We start from the raw sequence: 19805 nt of genomic DNA on the forward strand, positions 1-19805 counted from the left end.
GAAGCTCAGCCGCCAAGCGCAATTGAGCCGTAGACGGTTTGACCTCTGACCTCGCTAGCATTTCCGCATGGACACGCGACAAAACATAACGCCAGAAGACGATGGGATGCAGGTGGCGATTCGCTTACCCGATGGCTTCCCGGTTGAGGACATCGAGCAGCTTTGCTCGCTGATGGCCGACGCCGACCCGTTCGTTCCCGCCTTTAAGCCTTCGAGCTATGGGCTCTACAGCCTAATCGGCCAAGTTTGGTCTCTTCAAGTCGAACAGATCGAGACGATCCTACTTCCAGACCGGAACGTCGCCTCCCGCATGGCTCAGATTGCCAAGGGCATGGCAATCGGCAAGGAAGCCCAGCTCATCGCCGGCATCAATGCCTTTGCTCATTTCTTCGACATCCTCATGGAACCAAGCATCGGATTTCACGAGCTCGCGCGGAGGGATGGCAATGAGGCGGCGCTTCAAGAGCTTGCATGGTTTCGGGCCGCCGACCATGGCGACAAGTTCGATTGGCTCGAGGTGGCCCTTGGGCGCGCTGAACGCCTTGCGCGCCCCGAGAAAGCTCGCGCGCTCGAATCGCACGATCTGGCGGCAGGACTGCGTGACTGGAGCACTGGCTACGGCGCCGTGCTCAAACTGGCGGAGGTTGAGTTGCTCCATCCAGGCGAGCCCATTGAAAAGATCATGGCCCTGTTGGAGTGGCTGCATCGCGATTACTTCTTCGCCGGCCAGGTCGCCACCATGGCTTGCGTTTACTTCGCGCCGATCAACGCGCCCAAGGCCGGGCTTATGAAGAGCCTGCGCTCGCCGAATCGGGAAAAGGCCATTGACGGGGCGAAGAATGCCGCTTGGGATGCGCTCTACCTGAGTTCTCTCATCTCCATGGTCAACAAGGCGGCAGGCGGCCCCAAGCGCTACATCTACGCGAGCCTGGATAGGCGCGCGCGGTTGATCGCCCGCATGGCCACGGCCTTTGGCGGCGATGGCCCCCACAGGGATGCCATGGCGGCCATGCTCGGCGAATGGTGGGCCAAGAAGCATGCGGAAGCCATCGCCGACAAGCTGACTACGATTGCGTTCGACATTGACTTGCCTGAAATGGCCAAGAAGCGACGCAAGGCCGCCGAGAGCAAACAGCAAACCACCGCTTCTGGTGAGAAGGTCATACGCGACTGGTTGCCAAGCCCTTGAGCCATCGCGCGGTGTTCGACAGGCTCACGCGCAGACGCCTTGGCGGCCGGGGCGAGCAGCAGTCGCCATAGAGCGGAGCCCTCCTCACGCTGCTTAGAATGATGCCAAGCGTGCATATCTTTATCAAAACGCAGGAGGATTGAATGTCATACCAAGCGCAGATCAGCCGGACCAGCCCGACCGCATTTCTTTTCGTGGTCGATCAATCTGGCTCCATGGCCGACAAAATGTCATCCGGCCGCTCCAAGGCTGAGTTTGTCGCCGACGCGCTCAACCGTACTTTGGTCAATTTGGTCACACGCTGCTCGAAATCCGAGGGCGTGCGCGACTACTTCGATGTCGGCGTGATTGGCTACAGCGGCACGACCGTCGGCAACGGCTTCGCCGGCCCCCTGGGCGGGAAAATTCTCAACGCCATCTCCGAGATCGAACGCAATCCACTGCGCGTGGAAGACCGCAAGCGCAAGATGGACGACGGTGCCGGCGGCATCATCGAGACGTGCATCAAGTTCCCCGTGTGGTTTGAACCGCGAGCCGATGGCGGCACGCCGATGCACGCGGCCTTAACCAAGGCCGCCGAGGAGCTTGTCGCCTGGTGCGACGCGCACCCGGAGAGCTACCCGCCGACCGTGCTGCACGTCACCGACGGCGAGTCCACCGACGGCGACCCGGAAGCCGTCGCCTCCCACCTGGGCCAAATCCGGACCAACGATGGCGAAGTCGTCGTGCTCAACATCCACGTCAGCGCGCTCGGCGCCGAGCCCATCCGCTTCCCGACCTCCGAGTCCGGCCTCCCCGACAGCTACGCCAAGATGCTATTCCGCATGTCGAGCCTGCTGCCCAAGCACTTGGTCGATTTCGCCAAGGACAAGGGCCACGCCGTGACCTCGGAGTCGGGCGGCTTCATGTTCAACGCCGAGGCGGCTGAAATCGTAGATTTCTTCGACATCGGAACCCGAGCGTCGCAACTGCGCTGAGCCCGCCGATGAAGCGGGAGTTTGCGGGCACCTGCCCCAAGGAGCCGCAGGAGCCCGCCTCGAACGAGGACCGGAGCGCATTCTCCGAGGACGGCGCGCGCTTCGCCCTGTGCGACGGCGCCAGCGAGTCCTACAACTCGCGCCTCTGGGCCAAGGTGCTCGCGGAGAAGTTCGCGGCCAACCCCGCGTTTGGCCCCGAATGGCTCGCCGAGGCGCTCCGGGACTACATCGTGGGGCACGACTTCGAGGCGATGACCTGGTCGCAGCACGCGGGCTTTGACCGCGGGAGCTTCTCGACCCTGCTAGGCGTCGAGTTCGACTCGGCCCACCGAACCGTGGACACGCTCGCCATCGGCGACTGCGTGGCCATCTTGGTCGATGGCGAGCGCTTTGTCGAGGCCTGGCCCTTCGCAGACCCCGAGCGGTTCAAGGAACATCCAACCCTGCTCGCGACCAAGTCCGAGCACAACGCCTTTGTGTCGGAGCTAGGCTTTTGGACCAATAGCGTCAAGACGTTCCACCTAGATGCATGCGAGTCTCCGCGCCTGGTATGCATGACCGACGCCCTGGCCGAGTGGACTCTGCGCGGCGTCAGGGACGGCGAGCCCACCTTGAGCCGGCTGCTAGGCCTGGCTTCCGAGGCGGAGCTCGCCGAGCTCGTGCTCGAAGAGCGCGCGGCCAAGCGCATGCGCGTTGATGACTCGACCCTGATCGTCGTCTCCTTCCCCAACCCGAGCAGCAGCGATGTCCTACCCGTCGCTTGAACAATACAACAACGCCTTTCAGCGCCACGCGACGCTGCTGGCCGACGCCGAGCTCAAGGGCGGGACGCTCTCGACCACGAGCTTTGGCTTGCCGCTGGCAATCAGCGGCGGCTTCGCGCTGACCTACACCATCACCGCCGGGCCGAAGAAGTACGCGGTCCGCTGTTTCCACCGCAAATCCAACGAGCTCGAGCGCCGGTATCAGTCCATCTCCAAGCGCCTGGCCGCGCTGAGGTCGCCCTACTTCCTGGACTTTCAGTTCCAGCCGCAGGGCATCCGCGTCGATGGCGGGATATATCCCATCGTCAAGATGGCCTGGGCCAAGGGCGAGACCCTCGGCGAGTTCCTCGAAGACAACTGCTCCAACGCGGTGGCCCTGGGCAAGCTCTCCGACGCGCTCGTGGCCATGGCGGCCATGCTGGAAAAGGAGCGCATCGCCCACGGCGACCTGCAAACCGGCAACCTCATGGTTTCTGGCGGCGGCTCGTCGGTCCAGCTTATCGACTACGACGGTATGTATGTCGATGAGATCAAAGACCTGGGCAGCGCCGAGGCCGGGCACCTCAACTTCCAACACCCGCAGCGCAAGTCGGCCAACCCGTTTGGGCCGACGCTCGATCGCTTCTCGCTGATTAGCCTATACGTCGCGCTCAAAGCCCTGCGCGCCGACCAGTCCCTTTGGCGCACGACCAACTCCGAGGTCGATGCCATCCTGTTTCGGGCCAACGACTTCGCCGATCCTCGCTCCTCGCCGGTCTTCGCGCTACTCGCGGCCAACAGCGCGCTGGCCGCCGACGCCAAGAACTTCGCGGTGGTTTGCATGGCCTCCATTGCCAACGCGCCGAGCTTGGCCGACTTCATCGCCGGCCGCAGCATCCCGCAGACCACCTCGGCGATTGCGTTCAATGGCACCGCCGCCAACGCGCCGAAGCTCGGATACATCGGCGCATATGACGTGCTCTCGGGCTCCGACTACGAGCAGTGCTTAAAGCATGTCGGCGACAAAGTCGAGGTCATCGGCAGGATCGTCGAGGTCAACCTCGCCAGGATCAAGGGTTCCAACAAGCCCTACATCTTCGTCAACTTCGGCAACTGGCGAGGCCAAATTTTCAAGGCTGCCATTTGGCCGGAGGGCATGGTTGTTTTGAAGAACCGTCCCGACAAGTCATGGGAGGGCAAGTGGGTCAGCATCACCGGCATGATGGACCCGCCCTACTCCAAGACCACCAGCAGATTCAGCTACACGCACTTGTCGATCAATATCACTGCCAACGGGCAAATGACGTTGATCTCCGAGGCGGAGGCTCAGCGCCGCTTGGCCGGGCCAGGTGTCGGCTCGCGTGTGCCCATCGCATCCAACCAAGACGCCCTCGCGCGCATCAAGGACCAAGCGATGCCCACCAGGGCCGCGCCCGCGCCGAGGCCTTCGGCGCCAGTTCCACGATACGCCGCGCCGACTCCCCGGCCTACATCGCCACCGCTCACGCCCAACGAGGCCATCCTGGCGAAGATTCGGGCGACCGCGCTGCAACCCATGGCTGGCCATCAAGCGCCATCAGCTCCGCCGGCCGGCCAGCCTCGATACACCCAGCGGCCGCCGATGCCGTCGAGCCCGGGCAGCCATCAGCAGCACGAGGGCTTCCTTTCCAAGCTGTTCAAGTTCCTGTTCAAGTAGGCCGCCATTGGCCTACGCGCGTCTTCCCATCTTCTCCATGAAAGGTGGGCCGATTTAACCCCACGAGCCGAGCCATGACGCAGACCACCGAAAACGACCCGGCGCAACTTCGCGCGGACATCCACAAGAGCCTGACCGAGCGCATGGAATGGTTCATGGCACGCTATGACGTTGTCAAAATCTACGCCTTCCATCCGGGCAGCGAGCGCGTCTACCTCGGCGACAAGGCCAACGACGTAAAAGGCATCGGCGCGCATCGATCCCGCTGATCCGATCTTGAACTCCACCGCCTGCACGCACTCCCCGAGGCGTTGCGCTGCGGCTCGTCGCTGGCATAGGCGACGGACAGGGCTGTCTGGCTCTTGAGGTTCGGCGCTGCCGCGATCAGCCCCGTGACCTCGTCGCGGCTGAGCACGACGGGCAGCTTCTTCGGCACGCGCACGGTCTGCATCTTGAGCAGCAGCTCGCTCTGACCGAGCGTGATGCCGAAGAAGAACTTCAGCACACGAGCACCTTCATGCGATTGGCTCTGCGATTGGCGAACAGGTAGGCGTGATGAGGCCGAGCGGCGCCGAAGCCCTTCACGAGGGCGAGCCACACCGTATCAATGCGGATCAACGCAGCAGCTCTGGCACCGCCGGTACAACGGCAGATGGTCTGCGTACTTGCTGACCAGCACATGGGCCAGCTAGCCTGCGCCGGCCATGCCGCGCTCCACCGATCGGCTCGGCGCTGCCGCCTGCGCGATGGTCTTGCAGTTGGTGCAGGCCAGTCGGGGCCGCACATGGCGCACGACGTGGAAGCTGCCGGGTTCGTAGTCCAAGACTTCGGAGAAGTCTTGACCGATCTCGCGCAGCGCCCGCCCGCAAGCCCGGCAGTCGCAGCCGCCATCAGGGCCCGACGGCGGGGCGTGCACGACGGTGCGGCGCGGCAAGTGCTCGGGGAACTCGCGCAGGCCGGGGCGTACCTTGTCCTGGCGCGTCTTGCGGCCAGCTTCAATCGAGGTGACGTTCGATACCGGGTCGGGGATGGGCACCACGACCATGCCGCCGACAAGTTCAAGCTGGGCGTGTTCGAGCTGTTCGCTGGAGCGGCCGTACTTCATGCGCCGCAGGTAGGCCAGCTCGATCTTGAGCTTGTCGATGGTCAGCAGGGCGATCTTCAAGGACTCCTGCGCCCGCCGCACTTCGCCGCTGAGAGCGACGTTGTTGGCGAGCAGGTCTTCGGATGTCATGACCCTGACTGTCGCAGCACACCTTGCTGCTCACAACGGGAGAAGTCCCGTCAACCGGCGACCGGCAGCATCACCGCATGGCATCTACGCGGCAGCGCGTGGCTGCCACGTGCGTTCGGGCCGCCGCCAGTCGATGCCTTCGAGCAGCATCGACAACTGGGCGGCACTCAGCGCGACACTGCCCGTGTCGGCTTGTGGCCAGACGAAGCGACCGCGCTCCAAGCGCTTGGTCAGCAGGCACATGCCGTCGCCATCACTCCATAGCAGCTTGACCAGGTCGCCCCGGCGGCCACGGAAGGCGAAGACGTGGCCTGCAAAGGGATCCTCGGCCAGCGTGGTCTGCACCTTGACCGCCAGGCTGTCGATGCCGCAGCGCATGTCGGTGATGCCTGCGGCCAGCCAGACCTTGGTGCCCGCGCGCGGGCCGATCATGCGCTCTGGCGCAGCGCACACAGCACGCTGCAAAGGCTGGCCTCGTCAATGGGGCCGCGCAGCCGCAACTGGGCGCCGGCAATGTCGAGTTCGATGACACCGGAGCTTCGAGCCACGCGCTGGGTGACCACCGTCATCGGGGCGATGCTTGCGGCACGACCAACGGCTGCAAATGAGCGGCGCTGGCAGAGCTCTGAGCAACGTGCACGGGAACCAGCACGGCCGACGACGATGCCGCACCGCTCAGCTGCTTCGTGCGCAGGTGATCGCGCCTCCACTTGAACAGCAGGTTGGCCTTGATGCCACCGGCTAGCGCGATGGCCGCCACCGATGCGCCCTGCATCAGGCATTGCTCGACCAACTTGGCTTTGAACAACCGCTCGTGCTGACGTCGCGGCGCCTCTCCTGCGATCCCTGTGACTGTCTTCATGGTATGCACCATCTCCTGTTGGTGCACACCATCAAGGGTCTGCACGCTTCAGGTCAGATACTGGCTTGCCGACGCTGGCGGCGCAAGAACGGGGTTCGTCGGACTGTTACTTTGATTCAACACGTCGCGCAAGAGCAGACCCTCGATGAAGGCTGGCCATCAGTCGCGCGCGTAGTAACACGGCGAAGCCGCTCCCTGGACCGGCGCTCCGCTGTCAAAGGGGGCAAATGGCACTCACCCTAAGTAGCCTTAACGGCCCCGGACGAGTGCTTCTTCCGATAGATTGACGCTGGTGGTCGTGTGATGTTTTTCGGAGACTCGATGCTACGAGTCTTTGCGATGGCCGCTTCAAACAGCGCAGGCAGCTGGGCCTCTGACTCACCATGATATTGATTGGGAAATAGAAATGCGTCAATGGAAGCTTTTGATTGACCGCAGCCTAGTTCGCAGGCTGCGGGCTGCCTCTATCCCCTTGGTGGGCATGCACATTGCTCTATCGCCGTGTATGTTGACCTATGCGCAGACTTCACCTGCAGAATCGGCAAAGACCCATGTGATCAGAAGCACCGTTCCCGCAGATCAGGCCCGAGCAACCCTGGAGTTTGAGGTGGTGGCAAATGGTGACTCTGGCAACAAGCGGGAGAACATCTTGAGCTTTTCTTCGATGCGAAGCACAGCCAGCATTTCGATGGTTAGCTTGATTGATCCTTTGCAGCGCGTGATATGGCGCAAGACGCCAGAGGAGTTGGGCATCATTTCCAGGGATGTCTCTAGCCATCCTGAGTTGGGCGATGCCATCCTGTTGCCCGAGCTACGAGACGCGACACCAGGGCGCTGGCATTTGAGTCTTGAGCGCAACCTTCGCTCCACAGGAACTGTTCAAATTCTGTTTTCTTATCGACTGCTCCCCCGGTTCCAACTGAGCATGACGAAATTGGACGCCAGTGTCGCTGCTGGCCAACCGTTTCTGATTGAGCTTAGGCCGACTGACTATGGCGCCCCGGTTGTAGGCTTGGGGAAAATCGAACTGAACGTTTTCGATGCCAACGGGGCGCGGGTCGCCACGTACGAAGCACAGGAAAATGCGCGTTCACCGACAGGCATCCGGATCAGCACGGAATCGGGGGTCTACATTTCTCGTGTCAGCCTCGCCAAGGCTGGGGACTACCGGCTCGCAGCCCAACAGAACTTTCGAGGACTGTATGGGCCACTGAGTGCCTCCGCCGCAATGGGTTTAAAGACAGGTCTTAGCGGCGGCGCGGTGGCACTCAGCGATGTCCGATTTGAGACTCGGCATGGCCCCCCCGGGAAGACCACGGCAACATGCATCAATGCAGTCACTTTTGACTTTGCGGTTGACGTTGCGTCTGCGGGCATTTACGTCGGCAATGTGGCCCTGACGGCACAAGGCTCGACTGAGCGTCGATTTGTCAGTGCATCCGCCCAACTTCCTGTTGGATCCGGCCGCATTTCGGTCAAGGCAAACGCAACCACCTTGCTTGCCTTGGGGGCACCATTAATGCAACTGAGTCAGGTCGGGCTGATCCGCTATGGCGAAAACGGTGGGTTGATCGCAGAAGCAAGAGATGTGCCCTTGACTACGGCGCAGAGATACGCATTGGCACAAATCTGCAAAGAGTAGGTAATTCATCGCTTAGCCCGCACGGGAGGTGTTGGCTTGGGCTTCTTCGACATCGTGTGACCAAGTAGCACGCTGGCTGCCGCGCGTCTTTCACCGACCGCGCTTTGCTCCCTTTGTTGGCGCCATGCCCATTTCTTTCAAAGCGGCATGCGCTGCTCTGCTGGTTACAACTGAGCGCGACATGCTGGCGATCTGCGCTTCGGTGCCGCCAGCCTCATTCAGTTCAGGCATCTGGAGGCTCGACATGGCACCCACCACACGGCTTCGCACGCCACGATTGGGATCGCATCCTGCGGATTGCAGCAATCCCGGACAGCCATTTCAACGTGATGGCGGACAGCGTTTCAAACTGATCGCGGACAGATCGGGCGCGCGCAAGTGCCTCAGTTCATGGTAGCTCAGGTGCCGATCAACGCCCGGCCAGCAACTTCGCGCCGCCCTCGCCAGCCAGAAAACTCTTGACGACCTTTAGCTTGAGCTCCGTTTTGTACTCCTTCATGAAACCTCTTGGAGTTCGTCCACCTTCTGGAGGCCAGTTCAAAAACCGGGGCGGTTCAGTCGTGTGCATCGTCAGCGCTCAATCAAGGCCCTGAAATTTCGCCGGGTCCACCAATTCGTGAAGTGGAATGCCGATGGCACGCGCCAAAGAATCCGCGCTATCGATCGATAGGTTGATCCCGCCGCGTTCGACACGACTCAAGTAGGCGCGCGGGACGCCAGCGTCCAAGGCCAGACTCTCTTGAGTCAAGTCCTTGAGACGACGGGCTCGACGAAGGTTTCTGGCGAATACCTCTCGGGTGGTGAGTTGCGGCTTGGTGCTGGGCATAGTCGAACAGCATCAAGTTTGGCGACCTCTGTCTCCACATTACATGAAGTACATTTGGTATTCTTTGTGAATCATTAAGGTTCATAAGAAGTCCTACCTGATCATCATCGAGCACGAATCACATTACATGAACTACCTGGGAGGTCAAGAATGACGTCGAAACCACACCCCGCCGTCTTCGTCGCGGCGGCTCTGCTCTGTTCAGTCGCGCAACGTGTCTCTGCCGCACTACCGGCCAAGGACGCCGCGAAGCCGGCGGTCACGGCCGCGACACAGCAGCCTGCCGTTCCACGCGCAGTACCTAGCCCGTCTGACCCGGGCATCAATCGGGCTGCCGAATCGGCGCGCCGCGACCACGACCCAGGCCTCAATGGCTCTGCAAAGGATGTGAGAGCGGCTTCGACTAAGCCCTGACCTGCCGAATCCTAAATACCGCCGCAATCACCTCAAGTTTTGCCGATGCCAGCACATGCCGCGCGCGTTGCGATTACGGCTGCGTCGCAGGCGCCTCCATTCACGACAACACCAAAACAGCCAACATGCAATTCACCAGCCCCCTTCAATCCATGACTTGTATCGCTGCGCTCGCAGCCGCCTGCACCGCTTTAAGCCCCGCCCACGCGGGTACCAGCAAGGCGGTCGACACCAACGGATCCATCCAGAACTTCGACATCCTGGGCGTCAAACTAGGCATGACCGAGGCACAAGCAGTTGCAGCCATCAAGGAACGTTTCCCAGCAGGAACAAAGGACAGCCGCGGCCGCGTCATAGCATTAAAGCAAACCGAGTACACGCTGCAGAATAGAACCACCGGCAAGCCCGTCCGCGCCGGTGTGCGCTTCGAGTTCTATCCGGACCAGAAAACCAACTACGACTTTGTCAAGATTCTGTTTAACGATGGCAAGGTCTGGGCGGTCTGGCGTGACGACACCACGTCCACGTATGCCTACGAAAAGACCATCGGCGACATGAGCTCCAAATACGCTGGCGCCGCGGCGATAGAAGACTACTTTGACATCCTGATCAATGGCCAGCGCACGAGTGACGGCAGCAAGGCCAAGAACGGCTTCGAACTCTATCAAGGAGCCTGCGCCGACAACGCCCTGCCGTTCAAACGCGTGAACCAGGGTGATGGCATCAGCCTGCAAAGTTCCTGCAGCAAGGCCTTCCAAGTGAAATACGGCGTCCTGCAGACTAACGGAGCCAAGAGTCTCGGCAACGGCTACGCGCAACTGGTCGACCTCGATGCCGGACGCATCTTCATGCAGTCGCTGAATGATGCTCCCGCTGCCACCGCAGGCGCCAAGCTATAACGCACGCCCTCGATGTCGACAGGCGGTGTGGCATATCCATCCACACGAAGCGAGCAATTCACTTGCTTCTTGCCTCGGCAGTCAGCGAGGGTCGTCTGGCGGGATGTTGCACCAAGCACGCGCCGATTCTGGATTCAGTCGTTTCCATTGTTCGAGATCCCTGCCAGTCAACCCCCAGTTCCCTGGCTTCGTATCGAGCAGCGGCCCGTCGGCTCTGTCGGACTGCGGTTGCTCGGCTACGAACCGTGCCCGCCGTCTTTCTGGGACTGAAGGGTCAACGAACATCTGTTTCTGAGGATCCCATTTTGTGACGTTGACGCTGCCGAGCTTGCCGAATGGCTTTGCCAAGCCCGCAGCCATCTACGGAAAGAGCAGTGAGAGCACCCGGTTATATGCCGGATCCCGGAGGTAGGTGGTTTCACCGTCACGAATGCTCTGCCTGACCTCCTCGACCCACTCGTCGAACCAAGTCTCTTGCGCAGGACTGAGGCTCAGCGGATACGCCCTGGCCGCGATGAAATACACGGACAGTGTGGAGCGGCGCACGCCATTGACAAGGCGCATGGCGTTCAAAACGCTCACCAAATCGGGACACCGATAGCCCTACGCTCCCGGGCCTGAAGCCGATATCGGACCTCAATGCGCAGACTGACAGATCTGCCGCGACGGCGGCGAAGTGCTCGACTCATGCCGCGCGCGTTGTTCGCAGGTTCGATGACCCGGTAGGGTTGCGACTTGCAAGCCGCTACTCGCTCTCGACAACCTACCGGAATGACAGCGTCGGCTCCCGGCTCGTAAGGGCATTGTTCCAGGAGCAAAGGCCCAATTCTGGCTGAGTGCGGTGCAAACTGGCCGCTGCCTGCAGCACGTAGTTGCTGAGCGACCTGCAACCCAATCTGTCAACCCCGGACGTCTTGGGAACGGTCCACATCGAGGCTGAGCTTCAGCGCGGGCACGTAAAGCTTGTCTCCGACCAGCTCATATGACAGCACACGTTCTTCGACCACTGCACGGGAGCTCGCCCATTCGCGATACTGGTCGTTGCTGATCACTGCGCTGCGGGGGGCTTCCGCGTGCAACAAGATGATCTCGTCGGCCTCCCTCTTGTTGCGGCAAATGTGGACTCTCGCATACCGCTCGTAGCGAGCGGCGAGCGCCTTCTGGTTCGTCGACAAGCGGTAGCGGATCGAGCTGTCAAACATGAGCGTCACGCGGTACCTCTGGGAGATGGCCGGGACCAAGACGTCCAAGGCAGCCGTCCCGAACAAGGTTCCATGGTCGTAGCAAAGGTTGTTGCCGTCGATGACGAAATGCTCGATGGTGGTGGTGGTCTTGATGAGGCCCTTCACCTGCTTTTCAACCTTGCCGACTAGCTCCTCCAGTTTTGTCTGCTTGAACTGCGACCGCCCCAGGACGGCGTTGGGGTCACGATCATTAAACGCCTGCTCGCATTCTTCGTGAGTACGCCATTTGTCGCTGCGGCTGAAGGAGTTCTCAAGGGCTACCTTGAAGGCTTTGCAGCGCCGGATCGTGTCTTGCACGCGATTCAGTTCGAGCTGCAGCTCATTGAGCTGGCGCACAGGGCCGGCGATCGCCGCTACCAGGTCCTCGTTACGCGCTCGGATGGCGTCCAGCCTCGGACGGGTGCGGTCCACCACCTTCTGCAAGGCATCGATGGCCGCTTGGGCAAGTAGCGGATCGAACTTCCTGACGCGGTCGATTTCACTCTTGGCCTCCCGCAAAGCGCGTTCCGCAGTCAACTTCCTGGACTTGAGATCCTCTACGGATTGCTTCTGAGCACTCAGGCTTTTCTGTAACTGCTCGACGTGGCGTCGGGCAATGGTTCTCTCAGGCGCGAACCAGGTGCGTGGGTTGAAGCCAATGCGAAGCTTGGGCTCGGTGAGCTCGATCTCGGACTCCAAGCCGCTCTCTGCCTCATGCGCTCCCTGCAAGGCTGCAGTGGCCGCTGCGAGGTCGCGTTCGCACTGGTGCAACTTGGCATTTGCAGATTCGAAGTCAAATGTCTGGAAGTTGGCCAGCATCGTCTGCCAGTGAGGCAGTTTGCTGTTGGCTTCACGCAGCTGGGTTTCCAGCGCTTCGATCTCTTCTTCGAACGGATTGACGATCACTGAGTGCTCCATGTGGGGAATGGGTCGGGCCTGCTGGTCGCGATGCAAACGCGCTGAATTTAGGCAGGGGCGCTGGTATCGGCCGGGCCAGCCGGCTTGATGGGCGCCGGTTTGATGGTGGAGCGACTGGACTTGCGCCAGGTCTTGGCGACCACTGCGCCGGCAGCAAAGGTCAGGGCGTAGGAGACCAGCAGACGCAGGGGGTGGAAACGATGACGATCATGGGCTGCTCCTTCTTGGTGGATAGGTGGTGATAGATCAGATGGAATCAGCGGCCTCGGTGCCAGAGATTCCATCCTCTAGCAGCAGCAAGGCCGTGATCGGCGTGCCGCACTTGCCGCAGAAGTTCGCGCTTGGCGACGCCGGCGTGGCGCAATTGGGGCAACTGCGGAGCGCTGCCTTCTGGCGCATGTAGGCGATGTGCAGGACACAAGGGACGGTGACTCGGTAAGCCGGGCTGCCCAGGTCGAAGACGGTCCACACTGCCGTCAGAGCCCATCCGATCGGACCAGCAAACGCGCCCAGAGCACGCATCAGGGCTGCATTTCCTGCGAACGTAAGTCCTCGGCCAAGGATCGCCTTGGACAGCGCATTGACCACAATCAGCGTCACCCTGAAGGAGCCAAAGCCGGAGGCCTTGATCAACCCCTGCAAGACCGCAAAAGCTGCTGGGCCAGCGCCAGGCTTGTAGACGCCACCAAACTCCTTGAACATCTCGTCGCGCTGTTCTTCGGTCATGTCTTCGAACGCCTTCTTGAGCACGACCATGATGATGGTCGCCTCCATCGACTCACAGGATTCGTCCTTGTTCGTCTTCACGTCCATATGGCTGGCCACGTCGCGAACAATCTCTCGGTACGGGACGCCCTCGCCGCCTCGGAAGAAGTTCATGACGGTGTGGCCACCGTAGCGCTTGAGCACCTCCACGAGCAGAGCTCGGCTCTGGGGGGAGACGTAGCCTACCTCCTTGGACGCGACCAGGGTGCTGAGTGTGTCGGCAGCCAGCGATACCCGACCCTTGCCCTGATCGGTGACGTAATCGATCAAGGCTGCGATGTCTTCGAATTCGGCGTTGTCGATCAGGTCGGCCAGATCGATGTCGGCAATGAGCGATGCCATGGGGTAGGTCCGTTTCAAGCGTGGTTGGAGTTCTTCGCTGCAGCAACGGCTGCGGCGTGTTGATTGGTGAGCGCGGAGCCCAGCGAGGCGGCCAGAGCCAGCATTTGGGCGACCTTCTCGCTTGAACCGCCTGCTGCCATAAGCGACAAGGCGCCCAGCGACAGCGTCGTTCGTCGGCGAACTTCGTTTTGTTCGTCCATGGTCTTGCGTTGCTCGGGCGAGGGTTGCTGGCCCCTCGGGGGAATGTCCGGATGAACCTGGTTCTTCTCCAGCACCCGGACTGCCATGGAGACTTCGCCCATGCTGTCGCCCACGATCTGACGCGCAGCCGCGTAATTGGCAGAGTAGGCCGTGACCGCCGCAACGAGAGCGCGCCAGTCACTCGGGGTCATCAGGAGGAAGGCAACCGGAATTCCAATCGCGTCAGCCATCTTTTGGACCGTCTCCAGATTGGGAGCGCGCCGATCGGGGCCCGCCTTCTTTGTTTCGAGCAGCGGGCGAATCGTGGTCCGCGACATCTGCGTGGTGCGTGCAATGTCGATCGGGCGCATCTTGCTCGGCGTTCCGTCCTGATCAGGGCCGGCGACTCGAAGTGTGGCCTTAACGTTCTGGGCGATTTGCTGGAGCGACAACGAAGTTGCGTTGACCGGCGGTTGGAAGTGACTCATTTCGGTTGAGAGCGACGCTGTTTCAATGTCCGCAGATTACCGTGACGCAGCCACCCAAACAACAAAATGGATCGAAAACAATCCATATTCACAATTAGTGGATCGTCTACTGATCATTCGTATCGAAATCGATCCATTTCAACCGATCGCCGCAGACGGGCGAATGCACCAGGCTCCAACTTCGGGCAGGCAAAGGCACAAGCCCATGGCCGCTCAACGCCCCTTCGCCGACATGGTATCGCCTACGTTGGACCGTTTTAGGTCGACGGCGCGAGACCGCCGGGGCGGATAGCAGTCGTTCGATCGGGCCGCTGATGTGCTGCGGCGGAAGGGCTGGTGTCGGAGGTGGAGCCGACAGTTGGGGTGGGCGGCTATGAATGATCGGTCTTCGCGGGCGGCGGCGGTGCCTGCCTGACGATCACCTACAACCCCATGGTCCTGCCCAAGGGCGTGGAGCCTTCTGCCGATCCGATGATTGCTGCCCGGGCAGCGCCCTACGCCGTCGGGCTCGGCCGGCGCCTGGTTGAGGGAGCCAAGCAGCAGTAGCCACGATGCAAGTCTGCACGGCTCATTGAAGTGCGGCCGATCATCCGTCACCCCAGTCCCGATTGACGTCCTCTTGAGTAAGGGATGGTTTGCTGGCCTTGGGCTTAGGCACAGCTCCCCGCTTCGGACTTTCTCGGCCTTGCGCTGCTACCGATCGAGGGCGTCGAACAGCATCAGATTGCACAAGTGATGTCGAGTCGGACGGGGACTGGTCGGCTTGTTGGCCAGCACGATCATCGGGAGTGATGGAGTCCATCAAGTTTGCCAAGTTCAATCTGGCCTTGCGCGCATCTGCCGCAAGTCGCAACTGCTGCTGTGCTTGCTTGTCCGTCAGATCAAATGGACAGCGGAGGTCCTCCCGGATCTTCTTCCCTTCTTCGAGGTGACTCCGGACCAGTTCGACCCGCGTGCGAAAGGCTGAGAACTGCGTAGACATGTACGCACTTCTCATTTCCTCCACCCCGATTTTCACGTCACGGCCTCTCTTCGATTCCCGCTCTATGGAGTACGTCAACTCGATGAGCGAGACGATGATCCGTTTGACACCGTTAGACATCCAATGAATAGCGCGCGCCTCCGTCTCGGGATCAAACGACAGCAATTCACCGCAGGAGTTCCGGAGCGCCTTCAGATACGCAATGAAGTCCTTATGCTCGGAATGTTCCGGAAACATGATGACTGGCCGATGCGTGAAGCGTTGCATGTCCTGATCATGTTGAGCCATGAGGCGATGGCCAAAGTTGTAGTTTCCGATCGCGAAACTTGGCACCTTCAGTTCCCGCATCATGTGAAGCATCTGAACGGCATGGGCACCGGAGCCCTTGCCTTGCGTGATGCTTTGGATCTCGTCCATCACCAAGAAGAAGCAACCCTCACGATAGAGCTTCCTCCTCAACGTTTGCTTCGTCCTGACATCTGCCCTTTTGAAGTCAAAGCCGCCACCAAGTTGGCCGTGAATCAAGTTGAGCATGTCGATGGAGGTCTTCGCAGTGTGTGCCTTAAAGAAAACACCCCCGATGATCGGGAGCGGCCCACAGTCGGGCGTAGCAGTCTGGCTCGCTGTTGGTCCAAGAACGCGCTGGATAGCCCCACTGAGCGACGTCTTTCCGACACCGGCCTCAGACGTAATGATCGTGGTGGATGGCTCAGGCAAGCTATCCAGGTAGTCCACGGAGTTGATCGTGCCCACAAAGGCCCGCTCATCTTCGTAGTAACTTCTGACGTGCGATCTGGCTTCGCCCAGCACCCGGCGCACCACCTGAACATCTTGATCGGTTGGTTCGTAAACGCTGTCCAGGTGTTTTCTCAGCGTCCTGGTTGCATCTTCGAGGTCGAGTTGCTCGATCGATGGCAGTATCGGAAGGGGAATGCGCATCCTTTCAACAAGCGCCTCATCCGAGATATCAGGAAGTAGGTACTGCATCCAAGCAGAGTTCGATTGTTTCGGCATTCCAGTCCTCAAAGCTTCGCGTCGCTGGTCTCTTGCTTCGCCGCACCCTTCTTGGCCTTTGGCGTGCCCTTGCGAATTTCCTTCTTGCTTCTCTGTCCAGTCTGGTTCAGCAACTCAATCTCCGCGTTATTCACTTCTGCGTCCCTGGTACTCACGATTTCAGTCAACGCCGACGCGTACATCGACTCATAGGCCTCGTGCTCGGACATCGTCATCGAGTTCTCAAGCGCACTGCCGCGAACCCTGTCGACCCATTCGACCTCGTACATCTTTCCGCCGAGCAGAATCCACATTACGCGGGTGCTGATATCAAGCCCATAGCCGACCAACCTCTTGCCTTCGTTCTTCATCAGCAGGCGTCCGAAATCGGCCCGCTGGTCGGGGTCGAAAGGCTGATAGCGCGCGCCGCGGAATCGCAATGCCTTCTTGTAGACCTTGAACTCGACCTTCTGCAGGTACATCGTGACGAGTTCTTCAACCTCCAAGATTTGCCCCGCCAACCGACCGCGCTCCTTGAGATCAGCGTACAAATCGTGGGAGGTGAAGATTCCACGGGACAGTTCATTCGGCGTCGCCCGATCGCGGATGTCCCTCGACTTGTTTCCTGCAATGAGCTTCAAGAAGTGCTCACGGGCCATTTGCAGTGGAGATTGATTGGAGATGATGTAGGTCGGCGCACCGCTCATCTTTTTCTCTCGATCATGAGTTGATTCCGACTGGGCGTTTCCGCGCGGGGTGTAAGCCGGCGGCATCTCGTGGGAGACCGGCGAATGCAGGCTTTTGTGAAGGTTCTTGATGGACGCCGCGCTGCCAGCACCGCCGTCGTGCTTCAAGGCCAAAGGCGAAATTCGTACGGGCCAGTCGTCATCCGAGATCTTGAGACCCAGGATGCGGGCGTATAGCGACTTCGGTATTCCCATGCAGAAGAGCGCTTGCTTGTACGCTCTGTCAGCCTCGACCCCATGGGTGTACGAGACACCCAGCACCTCTGCGCTGAGGTGGCAGATGATTTGAACAATGCACTGCTTCTGCAGCACATAGCCCTCCAACGTGCTGCGCGGATGCGCAATGCTGTAGCTGGCGTCGTAGCTGACGCGCTCGGCCAAGTCCTGAACTGCTTGCGAGAATGATCCCTGATGCGGTTGGTACTTCTGACGGAACTCCTGCTCTGTGAGCAAATACTTGTAGACCTGCTCTTCGCCAAGCACTTTGAAGAGCTGGTAGTCGTATTGACCGTACGACGGAAATGGCTTTCCCTGTGGGTGGTAGCTCTCCCGTCTCCCCCTTCTCTTGGGCGCGCGTTGAACCACCCTGGTCAAACATCCGAAATGTGAGATCAATGCTCTACGATAGACAGCGCGCAGGGTCATGCCGATCTCTGCATTGCTTTCGAAAGACTTGACGATGGTATTTCTCACTTCAGGGGTCACGTCAAATCCGTGCTCCCGTCCGTGAGACGACGACCGGCCAAGCCGAACAGCAAAACCGGTCTCGGGATTGGGAGGTCTATCGTCGCGGCTGTACGTGCCCCGACCATTGGGTGCAGGCAGCAACGCCCATTTCTTCTTCCCGAAGGCCAAGTACACGATCAACCAGGTCCGGAACCTCTGCCTGTTTTTGTCGCATTGATTCGCATACCGGTTCATGGCCGAGATGGGGTCCACGTCGCCGAAGATCAGCTCGTAGTCCATCGCTGCGGCAGATATGACGGCGGCGCGCCGCTCTACCCGATCCTGAGGCGTCTCTATGGTTTTGCCATCGATATCGGGACGCGGCTTGGTAAAGCGATCCGCGGTATCGAAGTGAATCCCTGAGTAGTCGCTCAGCCAAGGAGGCACCTTCTTCCGATTGGCAGCATCAACCTCCTTGAGGCGCCCCGCGCGAAGACCCTTCGTGAAGGACTCGAGCGCGACATAGTGCAACCGCCCTTCCCGCGCCTTCCTGTCCGCATCCTCGAAGCTGGTGAGCACCACTCGCCCAGCCTCCTGGTCGGTGTAGATCTGGTAATAGATCACCCCTTTCCGAAGTTCCCCGAAGCCACTCGGCGCGATCAGCTGTGTAGCAAGCGTCATGCTATCGCCCGAACCAATGGCTGAACTCCTCCAGAACGTCGCTGCATTCGGGCTGGAGGGCGTGGTCGAAAAGTACGGGGATGTGAAGATCGACCCGGACGATGCGTTGCCAGACCGCATGGTCGAGCAGGGTCTTGCACGCCAGGATGTGCTTCTCGCCGGAACCGTACTTGAGGGCGATGCTGAGTGGTGTGTGGCCGGTGTTCACCGCTTCCTTGTAGCGGTGCACCAACTCTGCAACCATGGAATCCGGCAGGTTGACATGCAGCGCCGCGGTTCTGCACAGACGCACAAGGTTCCAGCCCAGTTTGTCGCCGATGTCATCACCTTGGGCTCGGACGATCGGAACCTCGAGCTCATCCATGTACCGCATGTAGACCAAGTCTCGGGCTTGTGCCTTCTCGATCTCCCGCGCGCTGCGTTGACTGCGTGCTGATCCACCAGGAGTCCCGTGCTGTCCCCCGCGTGCCTTGATGTCCCAACTGATCGTGTAGACGTCGGGATCAACTCTCAGATAGATGAGCCCGTCCCCGATCCAAGCCCCCGCGCGCGCGGCACGGACGGTCTGCACATTCCCATCTTGATCTGCAGGCCCCGTGGAATCGACCCACCACTTCGGATGCCATTTCTGAAGGCCCAAGGCCTCGGCAATGGCAAAGGTTCCAGTCGTTGATGGCCAGTCCAGGCCCTTCCAAACAGGGTGGTAGGCCAGCGGATGCTGCTTCGCGACCGGATACATGATGTGTTGATCGTGGACTTCGATGACTTCGGGGTTGTAGAGGGCCAGCGCAAAGCTCCACAGCTCCTGATCGGACATCGCTTGAAGCTTGCGCATGAGCCGTGGATTTGCGAGTTGGTTCTGATTTCCGTAGTTTCGGGATCCCTCGCCCATCTGAAGTGCGGGCTGGTACTCCGATCCCCAGCGAACGGTTCCTTGACGTTGTTTCAGTCGTTCAAATCGGCTTGGATCATTGAACGTCTTTAAGGTACTTCGCACGCGCAATTTCATTCTCCGAGCATGCCCAGCCATGGGATGTTCGCCAAGAACGGATCCCATTCCAACATTGAGGCAATGCGTCAGATACAAATGCGCACTCTATGCCCATGTTCAATACCAAATTTCATATTTTTTTGAGTTCTAAGCTATTGATTGAAAAGGTATTTTTTGCCAATCAATCATTCACTTTTTATGAAATTTCACGTTTAAAGATGTATTTATAGAGCCACCCAAACAAACCCACACGTCTAAACGTGTAAACCCAATTCATGGCCGGATAGACATGAATATAAAACCCCGTATAGTTGCGCAGCAGCATATTAAGAAGCCGCTCTCTGAAAC

20 protein-coding genes and 1 pseudogene are annotated in these 19805 nt (G+C 60.0%); 7 read left to right on the top strand and 14 right to left on the bottom strand.

Annotated features, from left to right (window positions below; translation table 11 throughout):
• The first annotated feature begins 67 nt into the window (after positions 1-67).
• The 5 genes from HNP55_RS08440 (at position 68) to HNP55_RS08460 (ending at position 4874) form a co-directional block, all read left to right on the top strand.
• Positions 68-1189 carry a hypothetical protein gene (locus HNP55_RS08440; protein WP_184298196.1) on the top strand — a complete coding sequence of 374 codons (1122 nt, stop codon included), beginning with the start codon at positions 68-70 and terminating at the stop codon, positions 1187-1189.
• Positions 1190-1332: 143 nt separating this feature from the next.
• Entirely contained in the window at positions 1333-2166 is an 834-nt protein-coding gene (locus HNP55_RS08445; RefSeq protein WP_184298198.1) for a vWA domain-containing protein, read from the top strand.
• 8 nt (positions 2167-2174) lie between these two features.
• Entirely contained in the window at positions 2175-2930 is a 756-nt protein-coding gene (locus tag HNP55_RS08450; RefSeq protein ID WP_184298200.1) for a hypothetical protein, read from the top strand.
• Positions 2911-4605, top strand: a complete 1695-nt coding sequence (locus HNP55_RS08455; protein WP_184298202.1) for a serine/threonine protein kinase — start codon at positions 2911-2913, stop codon at positions 4603-4605. Before HNP55_RS08450 ends, HNP55_RS08455 begins: the two co-directional genes overlap by 20 nt.
• Before the next feature lie 74 nt (positions 4606-4679).
• Positions 4680-4874, top strand: coding sequence for a hypothetical protein (locus HNP55_RS08460; RefSeq protein WP_184298205.1), 195 nt, complete (start codon positions 4680-4682; stop codon positions 4872-4874).
• Between the two features lie 59 nt (positions 4875-4933).
• Here HNP55_RS08460 and HNP55_RS24835 read toward each other — a convergent pair.
• The 5 genes and pseudogenes from HNP55_RS24835 to HNP55_RS08485 form a co-directional block, all read right to left on the bottom strand.
• A pseudogene (locus tag HNP55_RS24835) lies at positions 4934-5107 on the bottom strand (integrase); the annotation flags it as partial.
• A 186-nt stretch (positions 5108-5293) separates the two neighbouring features.
• On the bottom strand, positions 5294-5839 hold the full coding sequence (locus HNP55_RS08470; RefSeq protein ID WP_184298207.1) for an IS66 family transposase zinc-finger binding domain-containing protein: 546 nt from the start codon (positions 5837-5839) through the stop codon (positions 5294-5296).
• 84 nt (positions 5840-5923) lie between these two features.
• Positions 5924-6271, bottom strand: coding sequence for an IS66 family insertion sequence element accessory protein TnpB (gene tnpB / locus HNP55_RS08475; RefSeq protein ID WP_184298209.1), 348 nt, complete (start codon positions 6269-6271; stop codon positions 5924-5926).
• Complete coding sequence (locus tag HNP55_RS08480; RefSeq protein WP_184298211.1) at positions 6268-6408, bottom strand: hypothetical protein; 141 nt, start codon at positions 6406-6408, stop codon at positions 6268-6270. Before HNP55_RS08480 ends, tnpB begins: the two co-directional genes overlap by 4 nt.
• Positions 6405-6701, bottom strand: a complete 297-nt coding sequence (locus HNP55_RS08485) for a transposase (protein WP_246448291.1) — start codon at positions 6699-6701, stop codon at positions 6405-6407. The genes HNP55_RS08480 and HNP55_RS08485 overlap by 4 nt, the downstream gene beginning before the upstream one ends.
• A gap of 505 nt (positions 6702-7206) precedes the next feature.
• On the opposite strand from HNP55_RS08485, the gene HNP55_RS08490 reads away from it, so the two are divergent.
• Positions 7207-8343, top strand: a complete 1137-nt coding sequence (locus HNP55_RS08490; RefSeq protein ID WP_221439515.1) for a hypothetical protein — start codon at positions 7207-7209, stop codon at positions 8341-8343.
• Positions 8344-8433: 90 nt separating this feature from the next.
• On the opposite strand, the gene HNP55_RS08495 is transcribed toward HNP55_RS08490, so the two are convergent.
• Positions 8434-8574, bottom strand: coding sequence for a hypothetical protein (locus HNP55_RS08495; RefSeq protein WP_184298215.1), 141 nt, complete (start codon positions 8572-8574; stop codon positions 8434-8436).
• A 346-nt stretch (positions 8575-8920) separates the two neighbouring features.
• The gene (locus HNP55_RS08500; RefSeq protein WP_184298217.1) at positions 8921-9169 is read right to left on the bottom strand and encodes a helix-turn-helix domain-containing protein; all 249 of its coding nucleotides are present in this window, start codon (positions 9167-9169) and stop codon (positions 8921-8923) included.
• 539 nt (positions 9170-9708) lie between these two features.
• Here HNP55_RS08500 and HNP55_RS08505 point away from each other — a divergent pair.
• A complete protein-coding gene (locus tag HNP55_RS08505; RefSeq protein ID WP_184298219.1) occupies positions 9709-10482 on the top strand; it encodes a hypothetical protein in 774 nt (257 codons plus the stop codon).
• A 360-nt stretch (positions 10483-10842) separates the two neighbouring features.
• On the opposite strand, the gene HNP55_RS08510 is transcribed toward HNP55_RS08505, so the two are convergent.
• The 7 genes from HNP55_RS08510 to HNP55_RS08540 form a co-directional block, all read right to left on the bottom strand.
• The gene (locus HNP55_RS08510) at positions 10843-11064 is read right to left on the bottom strand and encodes a hypothetical protein (RefSeq protein WP_221439516.1); all 222 of its coding nucleotides are present in this window, start codon (positions 11062-11064) and stop codon (positions 10843-10845) included.
• Between the two features lie 317 nt (positions 11065-11381).
• Complete coding sequence (locus HNP55_RS08515) at positions 11382-12611, bottom strand: NYN domain-containing protein (protein WP_184298223.1); 1230 nt, start codon at positions 12609-12611, stop codon at positions 11382-11384.
• A gap of 258 nt (positions 12612-12869) precedes the next feature.
• The gene (locus HNP55_RS08520) at positions 12870-13730 is read right to left on the bottom strand and encodes a zinc ribbon domain-containing protein (protein ID WP_184298225.1); all 861 of its coding nucleotides are present in this window, start codon (positions 13728-13730) and stop codon (positions 12870-12872) included.
• Between the two features lie 14 nt (positions 13731-13744).
• The gene (locus HNP55_RS08525) at positions 13745-14398 is read right to left on the bottom strand and encodes a helix-turn-helix transcriptional regulator (RefSeq protein ID WP_184298227.1); all 654 of its coding nucleotides are present in this window, start codon (positions 14396-14398) and stop codon (positions 13745-13747) included.
• A 586-nt stretch (positions 14399-14984) separates the two neighbouring features.
• On the bottom strand, positions 14985-16394 hold the full coding sequence (locus HNP55_RS08530; RefSeq protein ID WP_184298229.1) for a hypothetical protein: 1410 nt from the start codon (positions 16392-16394) through the stop codon (positions 14985-14987).
• Positions 16395-16402: 8 nt separating this feature from the next.
• On the bottom strand, positions 16403-18466 hold the full coding sequence (locus HNP55_RS08535; RefSeq protein ID WP_184298231.1) for a hypothetical protein: 2064 nt from the start codon (positions 18464-18466) through the stop codon (positions 16403-16405).
• A gap of 1 nt (position 18467) precedes the next feature.
• The gene (locus HNP55_RS08540; protein ID WP_184298232.1) at positions 18468-19301 is read right to left on the bottom strand and encodes a hypothetical protein; all 834 of its coding nucleotides are present in this window, start codon (positions 19299-19301) and stop codon (positions 18468-18470) included.
• Positions 19302-19805: the final 504 nt, after the last annotated feature.

Source organism: Roseateles oligotrophus, assembly GCF_014204525.1.
GTDB classification, from domain to species: domain Bacteria; phylum Pseudomonadota; class Gammaproteobacteria; order Burkholderiales; family Burkholderiaceae_C; genus Paucibacter_A; species Paucibacter_A oligotrophus_A.